General features: G+C 69.7%; 8 protein-coding genes. 1 reads left to right on the forward strand and 7 read right to left on the reverse strand.

Annotated elements, in window-relative coordinates; translation table 11 throughout:
• Positions 1-4: 4 nt before the first annotated feature.
• The 5 genes from hutI to hutH are packed head-to-tail and all read right to left on the reverse strand — an operon-like array spanning position 5 to position 6836.
• Positions 5-1171, reverse strand: coding sequence for an imidazolonepropionase (gene hutI / locus H074_RS32525; RefSeq protein ID WP_007034337.1), 1167 nt, complete (start codon positions 1169-1171; stop codon positions 5-7).
• Complete coding sequence (locus H074_RS32530; protein ID WP_007034338.1) at positions 1159-2463, reverse strand: formimidoylglutamate deiminase; 1305 nt, start codon at positions 2461-2463, stop codon at positions 1159-1161. Before H074_RS32530 ends, hutI begins: the two co-directional genes overlap by 13 nt.
• The gene (locus tag H074_RS32535) at positions 2460-3656 is read right to left on the reverse strand and encodes an allantoate amidohydrolase (RefSeq protein WP_007034339.1); all 1197 of its coding nucleotides are present in this window, start codon (positions 3654-3656) and stop codon (positions 2460-2462) included. Before H074_RS32535 ends, H074_RS32530 begins: the two co-directional genes overlap by 4 nt.
• Positions 3653-5305, reverse strand: a complete 1653-nt coding sequence (hutU, locus tag H074_RS32540; RefSeq protein WP_007034340.1) for a urocanate hydratase — start codon at positions 5303-5305, stop codon at positions 3653-3655. Before hutU ends, H074_RS32535 begins: the two co-directional genes overlap by 4 nt.
• Before the next feature lie 4 nt (positions 5306-5309).
• Positions 5310-6836: a histidine ammonia-lyase gene (hutH, locus tag H074_RS32545; protein ID WP_007034341.1), complete on the reverse strand. Its 1527-nt coding sequence runs from the start codon at positions 6834-6836 to the stop codon at positions 5310-5312.
• Between the two features lie 332 nt (positions 6837-7168).
• Between hutH and H074_RS32550 the strand changes: the two genes are divergently transcribed.
• Positions 7169-7954, forward strand: coding sequence for an IclR family transcriptional regulator (locus H074_RS32550; RefSeq protein ID WP_007034342.1), 786 nt, complete (start codon positions 7169-7171; stop codon positions 7952-7954).
• Here H074_RS32550 and H074_RS41170 read toward each other — a convergent pair.
• The gene (locus H074_RS41170; protein WP_143253029.1) at positions 7942-8157 is read right to left on the reverse strand and encodes a hypothetical protein; all 216 of its coding nucleotides are present in this window, start codon (positions 8155-8157) and stop codon (positions 7942-7944) included. The genes H074_RS32550 and H074_RS41170 overlap by 13 nt on opposite strands.
• 201 nt (positions 8158-8358) lie before the next feature.
• Positions 8359-8782 (reverse strand): GyrI-like domain-containing protein (locus H074_RS40805; RefSeq protein ID WP_007034344.1); only part of this gene is annotated, 424 nt, incomplete at its 5' end.

Raw genomic sequence — 8782 nt, forward strand, 5'->3', positions numbered from 1 at the left:
TTTGCTACCACTTTGAGACGAAACCGCTGGTCAAACGCTTCCCTCGCCGCCACACAGCGGCCGTCAGCGGCACTCCCGGCCGGTACGCGAGGTGCGCCGTCGAAGGCGCCTCCAGCACGTGAAGGTCGGCACGCGCCCCCGGCCGCACGAAGCCCACATCGTCACGCCGCAACGCACGGGCGCCGCCCGCCGTCGCCGCCCACACCGCCTCGTCGATCGTCATCCGCATCTGCAGCACCGCGGTCGCGACGCAGAACGCCATCGACGTCGTGTACGAGCTGCCCGGGTTCGCGTTGCTGGCCAGCGCGACCGTCGCCCCCGCGTCCAGGAGCCGCCGCGCCGGCGCCAGCGGCTGCCGGGTCGAGAGGTCACACGCCGGCAGCAAGGTCGCGACGGTGTCCGAAGCAGCCAGAGCCTCGACGTCCGCTTCGCTCAGGTACGTGCAGTGGTCGACACTCGCCGCCCCCAACTCGACGGCGAGCCGCACGCCCGGCCCCTCCCCCAGCTGATTGCCGTGCACCCGCAGCCCGAGCCCGCGTTCCCGCGCCGCCTTCAGCACCCGCCCGGACTGTGCTTCGTCGAACGCGCCAGTCTCGCAGAACACGTCCGCCCACCGCACGAGCGGCGCGACGGCGTCGAGCATGTCGCCGCACACCAGGTCCACATAGGACTCCGCGTCGGCGCCCGGCGGCACCAGATGCGCGCCGAGGAACGTCACCTCGTCGGCCACATCGGCGGCGATCCGCGCCGAACGCGCCTCGTCTTCGACGTTGAGGCCGTACCCGGTCTTCGTTTCCAGGCAGGTCGTGCCCTGCCTCGCCGCCTCGCCGACGTGACGCCGCAGATTCGCCGCCAGCTGCTCGTCGGAAGCCGACCGCGTCGCGTCGACGGTGACCGCGATTCCCCCGGCGCTGTACGCCTTCCCGGCCATCCGCGCTTCGAACTCGGCCGTCCGGTCCCCGGCGAAGACGAGGTGGGTGTGACTGTCCACCCAACCAGGCAGCACCGCCCGGCCCTCGACGTCGATCCGCTCGTCCGCGTCGGGCGCGTCCGCTGCGGCACCGACCCACGCGACCTCTTCGCCATCGATGACGACGGCCGCGTCGCGGAGCTTGCCCAGCTCGGCGTCGTTCGTCGTGAGCTCGCCGATTCCCGTGATCAGGACTGCCACAATGCCTCGATCTCCTTGGCCAAGACCGTTTCCGGCCGGTCGATCAGCTGATGTGCGCCATCGCGGACGATCTCACGCCCGGCGACGATGACATCCCGCACGTCCGCGTCGGAAGCGGCGAAGACCACCCCGGACGGCTCGATCCCCGCGGTCCGCACCGAACCGAGTCCGACCGTGACCAGATCAGCGCCCGCGCCCGGGGCGAGCTCGCCGACCTCGTCCCAGCCGATCGCGCCGTGGTCCGTCGCCGCCGCGAGCAGTTCCTCCGCGGTGAACCGGCCGCGTTTCTCGCTGGCGAGGCGCTCGTTCAGTTCCAGCGCCCTGGTCTCCTCGAACGCGTCGACGACCGCGTTGCTGTCGCTGCCGAGCGACAGCCGCACCCCCGCGTCCAGCAGCGTCCGCGCGGGGCCGATGCCGTCGCCGAGATCCCGCTCGGTCGTCGGGCAGAAGCAGGCGCGGCTCCGCGCCTCGCCGAGCCACTTGATGTCACCCGGTGTCAGGTGAGTCGCATGCACCGCGGTGAGCCGCTCACCGAGGACGCCGTTGTCCCAGAGCAGCCCCGTCGGAGTCCAGTGATAGGCCGCCATGCACTGCTCGTTCTCCGCTCGCTGCTCCGAAAGATGGATGTGCAGCGGACGATCCGCAGGCGTGCCGTTGTCCACTTCGGACAGTTGATCCTCGGGGACGGCCCGCACCGAATGGATCGCACCGCCCACCCGGAACGTCTCTTCTTCCCGCAATTCGCCGACTCGTTGCGCCCACTTCGTGGCCGACCCATCGGAGAACCGCCGCTGCACCTCGTCGGGTTCGACGCCGATTCCGCCCGCGAGGTAGCACGTGTCGAGCAACGTCAGCCGGATCCCGGTGTCCCTGGCGGCCTGCCGCAGCGCCTCGCCCATCGCGTTCGGCTCGGCGTAAGGCTTCCCGCCCGGTGCGTGGTGCAGGTAGTGGAACTCGCCGACGCTCGTGTAACCGGCCAGCACCATCTCGGCGTAGACACCCCGCGCCAGGCGGTAGTACGAGTCCGGGTCGAGTCGTGACGCGAGCGAGTACATCCGCTCGCGCCACGTCCAGAAGGTCCCGCGGTCGTGGTGCGTCCGGCCGCGCAGCGCACGATGGAAGGCGTGCGAGTGCCCGTTGACGAAGCCCGGCAAAGTAAGTCCACTCAGGACAGTACCCTCACGAGGCGCGTTCGCCGTCACGGAAGTGATCTTCCCGCCGTCGAGCTCGATCCGGACGGCGTCGGCAACCCCGTCCGGCAGCCACGCCCGCTCACACCAATATGTCGTCATGTCGACAGCTTCTCCAGGGCATCCGCCAGCGCACGGGCACCGTGGTCGACGTCCTCCGCCTCGGAGAACTCCTCCGGGGAATGGCTGATCCCGGTGGGGTTGCGCACGTAGAGCATCCCGGACGGGACGAACCCGGCGAGGATCGCCGCGTCGTGCCCGGCCCCGGTCGGCAGTTCCGGCGGCCCGCCCAGCCAGGTGCCCAGGTCGCGGCGCAGCGCGTCGTCGAAGATCACGTCGTCCGAGTACGACTCCCTCGTGACCTCGACGCGGCAGCCTTCCTGCCCGGCCGCCTCTTCGGCCAGCTTCGCGATCTCCGCGACCAGTTCGGGCGTGTCCGTGCCCGGCACCCGCGCGTCCAGCCACAGGTCCACAGTGGACGCGATGACGTTGGTCCCGCCGGGGATGGGCACGAGCCTCCCGACGGTGGCCCTCGCGTCGGCGGTCGCCTTCGCCAGTTTCCGTACGGCGAGAACGGTCTCGGCCGCCGGGATCATCGGATCACGACGATCACCGATCAGCGTCGCACCGGCGTGGTTTCCCTGCCCCTGGAAGGAGAATCGCCACCGGCCGTGCGCGATCACCGTGTTGCCGACGGCGACCGGCGAGCCGAGGTCGATCAGCCCGCGCCCCTGCTCGACGTGCAGTTCCAGGAACCGTCCGATCAGCCCGAGCCGCTCGGGGTCCCGGCCGACGCGATCGGGATCGAGCCCGGTTTTCGCCGCCGCTTCGGCGAACGTGACGCCGTCCGGGTCCCGCAAGCCGCGGGCCTTGTCCGCGTCGATGGTCCCGGTCAGCAGCCGCGAACCGAGGCAAGGCACACCGAATCGGCCACCTTCCTCCTCGGCGAAGACCACGACGGCGAACGGCTTGGCGGGACGGAATCCCTTGGCCTGCAAGATCTCCACCGCGTCAAGCGCGCTCGCGACGCCGAGCGGGCCATCGAAGGCGCCGCCGCCGGGAACCGAATCGAGATGGCTCCCGGTGACGACCGCGCCCGGACCGGGTGTGCCCCACCAGGCCCAGATGTTGCCGTTGCGGTCGGTTTCGACGCCCAGGCCCAGCCGCCCGGCGCGCTCGACGAACCACGCGCGTAGTTCGGTTTCGGCCGCGTCGAAGGCGTGACGGGAGTAGCCGCCACGTTTCGGGTCGCGACCGACGTCCGAGATCTCCTCCAGCAGCGAGGACGCGGTCACTCGGCATCCCGCATCGGCACGCGCACGCCGCGCTCGTCGGCGACGTCGGCGGCGCGGTCGTATCCGGCGTCGACGTGCCGGATGACACCCATACCCGGGTCGTTGGTGAGCACGCGCTCGAGTTTCCGCGCGGCCAGCGGGGTTCCGTCGGCCACGCTGACCTGGCCCGCGTGGATGGAGCGGCCCATGCCGACGCCGCCGCCGTGGTGGATCGACACCCAGCTGGCGCCCGACGAGGTGTTGACCAGCGCGTTCAGCAGCGGCCAGTCGGCGATCGCGTCGGATCCGTCGGCCATGCCTTCGGTCTCGCGGTACGGCGAGGCGACGCTGCCCGAGTCGAGGTGGTCGCGGCCGATGACGACCGGTGCCTTCAGCTCACCGCTGGCGACCATCTCGTTGAACCGCAGACCCGCGAGGTGCCGCTCGCCGTAGCCGAGCCAGCAGATCCGCGACGGCAGCCCCTGGAACGCGACGCGCTCACCGGCGAGCCGGATCCAGCGCGCGAGGGATTCGTTCTCGGGGAACAGTTCCAGCATCGCGCGGTCGGTCGCCGCGATGTCCTCGGGGTCGCCGGACAGCGCCGCCCAGCGGAACGGGCCGTTGCCCTCGCAGAACAGCGGGCGGATGTAGGCGGGCACGAATCCTGGGAAGTCGAACGCGCGCTCGCAGCCGCCGAGTTTCGCCTCACCGCGCAGGGAGTTGCCGTAGTCGAAGACTTCGGCGCCCTTGTCGAGGAAGCCGAGCATCGCCTCCACGTGCTCCGCCATCGACTCGCGAGCACGCTCGGTGAACTCGTCGGGCTTCTTGTCCGCGTAGTCCTGCCACTCGTCGACGCCGATACCCTTGGGAAGGTAGGAAAGCGGGTCGTGCGCGGAGGTCTGGTCGGTGACGATGTCGACCTCGACGCCGCGGCGCAGCAGTTCGGGCAGTACTTCGGCGGCGTTGCCGACCACGCCGACGGACAGCGCGCGCTTCTCCTTCTTCGCGGCCTCCACCCGGCGGATCGCGTCGTCAAGGTCATCGGCGACCTCGTCGAGGTAGCGAGTCTCCACGCGGCGGTGAGCACGCTGCGGGTCGCATTCGACGACCAGCGCGACGCCGTCGTTCATCGTGACGGCCAGCGGCTGCGCGCCGCCCATGCCACCGAGGCCGGCGGTGACGGTGAGCGTGCCCTTGAGGCTGCCGCCGAACCGCTTCTTGGCGACAGCGGCGAAGGTCTCGTACGTGCCCTGCAGAATTCCCTGCGTGCCGATGTAGATCCAGGACCCCGCGGTCATCTGGCCGTACATGGTCAGGCCCTGCGCCTCCAGGCGGCGGAATTCCGGCCACGTCGCCCAGTCGCCGACGAGGTTGGAGTTCGCGATGAGCACCCGCGGCGCCCATTCGTGGGTCCGGAACACGCCGACCGGCTTGCCGGACTGGACGAGCAGGGTCTCGTCGGCGTCCAAAGTGGTCAGCTCGCGGGTGATGGCGTCGAAACTGGCCCAGTTGCGGGCGGCCTTGCCGGTGCCGCCGTAGACGACCAGGTCCTCCGGGCGCTCGGCGACCTCGGGGTCGAGATTGTTGTGGAACATCCGCAACGCGGCTTCGGTCTGCCAGTTCTTCGCGGTGAGCGTGGTGCCTCGGGCGGCACGGACCGTGCGGGTCATGGGCTCAGACCTCCAGTTGGGCCGCGGCGAGGACGGCACCCGACGCGACGAGTTCTTCGGCGGCGGCGATCTCCGGCGCCAGATGACGGTCGGGGCCGGGGCCCTCGACCTTGGTGCGGACGAGATCCCGGACCCGGCCGGTGACCGGCGACGGGGTCAGGGGCGCGCGCATGTCGAGTGCCCGCGCGGCGGTGAGCAGTTCGATGGCGAGGACGGTGTTGAGACCCTCGACGGCCTTGCGCAGCTTGCGCGCGGCGGACCAGCCCATGGAGACGTGGTCCTCCTGCATCGCGCTGCTCGGGATCGAATCGACCGACGCCGGCACCGCGAGCCGTTTGAGTTCGCTGACCACGGCCGCCTGCGTGTACTGGGCGATCATGTGGCCGGAGTCGACGCCGGCGTCGAACGCGAGGAACGGCGGCAGGCCGTGCGAGCGGGCCTTGTCGAGCATGCGGTCCGTGCGGCGCTCGGCGATGCTCGCGACGTCCGCGAGCGGGATGGCGAGGAAGTCGAGCACGTACGCGACCGGGGCGCCGTGGAAGTTGCCGTTCGACTCGACGCGGCCGTCGGACAACACGACCGGGTTGTCGACCGCGGACTGAAGCTCACGCCAGGCGACGAGTTCGGCGTGCGTGAGGCTGTCCCGCGCGCCACCGTGCACCTGGGGCGCGCAGCGAAGGGAGTACGCGTCCTGGACACGGTTGCAATCGGGGCCGCGGTGGCTCTCGACGATCTTCGAATCCTGGAGCGCCGTCCACATGCGCCGGGCGCTCAGCGCCTGGCCCGGGTGCGGACGCAGCGCCTGGAGTTCGGCGGCGAAGGCGCGATCGGTGCCGAGAAGCGCTTCGACGCTCATCGCCGCGGTGATGTCGGCGGTGTCGAGGAGCTTGCGCAGGTCAGCGGCGGCCAGCAGGAGCATGCCGAGCATGCCGTCGGTCCCGTTCGTGAGGGCGAGGCCCTCCTTCTCCGCGAGAACGACCGGCTCGATCCCGGCGTGCTTCAGCGCGTCGGCGGCCTGGACGACTTCGCCGTTGTAGGAGACTTCGCCCTCCCCCATCAGCGCGAGCGCGACAGCGGCCAGCGGCGCGAGGTCGCCGGAGCAGCCGAGAGAGCCGTACTCGTGCACGAGCGGGGTGATCCCGGCGTTGAGCAGGGCCGCAAGCGCTTGCGCGGTCTGCGGGCGAATGCCGGTGTAACCACTGGTGAGAGTGCGCAAACGCAGCAGCATCAGCGCGCGCACGACCTCGGTCTCCACGACCGGGCCCGCGCCGGCCGCGTGTGAGCGGATCAGCGACCGCTGGAGCGCGGTGCGGCTCTCGAGCGGGATGTGCCTGGTGGCGAGCGCCCCGAAGCCCGTCGAAACGCCGTACGTCGGCGTCTCGGCGTGAGCGAGGTTGTCGATGTGCTGACGCGTCGCGGCAAGGTTCTTCTCGGCCGCTTCGCTGACCGCGACGGGCGAGTGGTCACGGGCGACCGCGACGACCTGTTCAGGCCGAAGCGGTTCGGACCCCAGAAGTACGGTTTCCGGCATAGCCCCATTGGACAACGCCATGCCCGCTGGTGGGCGGCGCCAACCGGTGGTTGTGTCTGGTATCCAAGACACGCACGGTGGGAGCAAGGGACCTTTGCTACCGCGGGCAGGGTGTGTGGAAATAGGGACGTTGAGTGTCCCTGTTTCCACACACCGCGCACTCCGCGTAACCATGCGTACTGACCGTGTGGATTTTGGGACATCTGACGTCCCGAAATCCACACGGTCACCACAGAGGGGAGCAAGGGACCTTTGCTACCGCTTCTCTCAACGTTGAGAGAAGCGGTAGCAAAGGTCCCTTGCTCCCCCCCCGCACGAAACAGGAGGTCGGCATGGGCGACAGCAGCGAAGTCCCGGCCCTACGACGCGGTCTCGGCATCCTTCGCGCCCTCGCCGCCCGCCCGGGCCCGGTGTCGGCGGCCGCGATCGCGCGCGAACTCGGCCTCCCGCGTTCGACGACGTATCACCTGCTCGCCGAACTGGAGGCCGCCGGTTTCGTGACACACCTGCCGGCCGAGCGCCGGTACGGCCTCGGCATCGCCGCGTTCGAACTCGGATCGGCCTATCTGCGGCACGACCCGCTGGAACGCCTCGCGCTCCCGCTGCTGCGCAAACTCGCCGACCGGGTCGGCCACACCGCGCATCTGGGCGTGCTTCACGGCAACGAGTCGCTCTACCTGGTCAAAGAGCGCCCCACCCGCCCGGAAACGCTGGTCACCGAGGTCGGCGTCCGGCTGCCGGGCCAGCTCACGGCGTCAGGCAGGGCGATGCTGCGGCATCTGCCGTCGCCGCACGTGCGCGCGCTCTTCCCGGCCGCGTCGGCGTTCGTCCTGCGCACCGGTCGCGGCCCGCGCACTCTCGCCGAGCTGCGCCGCACGCTGAACGCGGAGGGCAGACTCGGCTGGGCGGTCGAAGACGGGCACGTCACCGAAGGATTCGCCTCGGTGGCCTGCCCGGTCTTCGACCACGGCGGCCGTCCGATGGCCGCGATCAGCGTGACCCTCCGCCACCTCTGCCCAGGGGCCGAGGGCTGCGAGGAAACTTGGCCCGACCTCGCCGCAGAGGTCCGCGTGACCGCGGCCGAGCTGACCACCCGGATCGGGGGTCAGGTGCGCTGAGCGTGCTTCTTCTGGACTCCCTCGAGTCCGAGCATCGCCAGCAGTTCCGCACAGTCGAGGGCGTCCGAAGCGTGCCCTGCGACGGTTCGTGCGGCTCTGCCGTTCTGCAGGGTGAGGCGGACCTCTTCCTCCGCACGCACACCAGCCATCCGGCTCTGGTCTTCAGCGGGGTCGGGACGACTGGAATGCCTGGCCCAGGTCATCTGCCACCTTCTTCCGGCCCTCCGGCGACACGGGGTCGTTTCGAAAGAGGGCCATGGTCGGACACACAGCATGACATCCCGCTCGAACATGATCGCCATTGCGGGTGAATCGAGATGAAATCGAACCTGATTTAGCTACCCTCCGTGATTCAGAAAATCTTCCAAAAGCTCGTTGAACAGCGCGCCTTGCCCACGAGCACCTCAGCGCCCGCCAAGCCGGACAGCCAGCTCGTAAACGGGTTCGGAAGCCTCGACCGTGGCGGGATCGACAAGGAAGATCTGACGCGGTTTCCAGTCGGTTTCCTCATCGTGTTCGACAAGCCACCGGTGCAGTGCTTCGAATCCGAGCTCGGTCATCATGCTCGCCTTGGGAATGCTGACAAAGATCTCGCGGCCGGCTTCTTCGTCGCGCCGGGTCATCTCCGGAAAACGATCGCGGACCGCCTCGATATCAGTCGAGTCCACCGGGCAGCAGAACTCCACCACCGCGTCGCTGTCTTCACCGACTTCCCCGTGATAGCGCAGAAACGGCAGCCCGGCATGTCCCTCGGGCCGAGGGCTCGAGGGACCGCCGAACAAGCCGAAAAGCGGGGTGGCGAACTCGCCGATCCGGTCGGCGGTGAGG

Origin of the sequence: Amycolatopsis decaplanina DSM 44594 (genome assembly GCF_000342005.1) — a bacterium.
Classification (GTDB): Bacteria; Actinomycetota; Actinomycetes; order Mycobacteriales; family Pseudonocardiaceae; genus Amycolatopsis; species Amycolatopsis decaplanina.

Coding starts and splice junctions, on each gene's coding strand:
- H074_RS32550 (WP_007034342.1), top strand. CDS start 7,169: ATGGGCGACAGCAGCGAAGTCCCGGCCCTACGACGCGGTCTCGGCATC.
- H074_RS32530 (WP_007034338.1), bottom strand. CDS start 2,463: ATGACGACATATTGGTGTGAGCGGGCGTGGCTGCCGGACGGGGTTGCC.
- hutH (WP_007034341.1), bottom strand. CDS start 6,836: ATGCCGGAAACCGTACTTCTGGGGTCCGAACCGCTTCGGCCTGAACAG.
- H074_RS41170 (WP_143253029.1), bottom strand. CDS start 8,157: ATGACCTGGGCCAGGCATTCCAGTCGTCCCGACCCCGCTGAAGACCAG.
- hutU (WP_007034340.1), bottom strand. CDS start 5,305: ATGACCCGCACGGTCCGTGCCGCCCGAGGCACCACGCTCACCGCGAAG.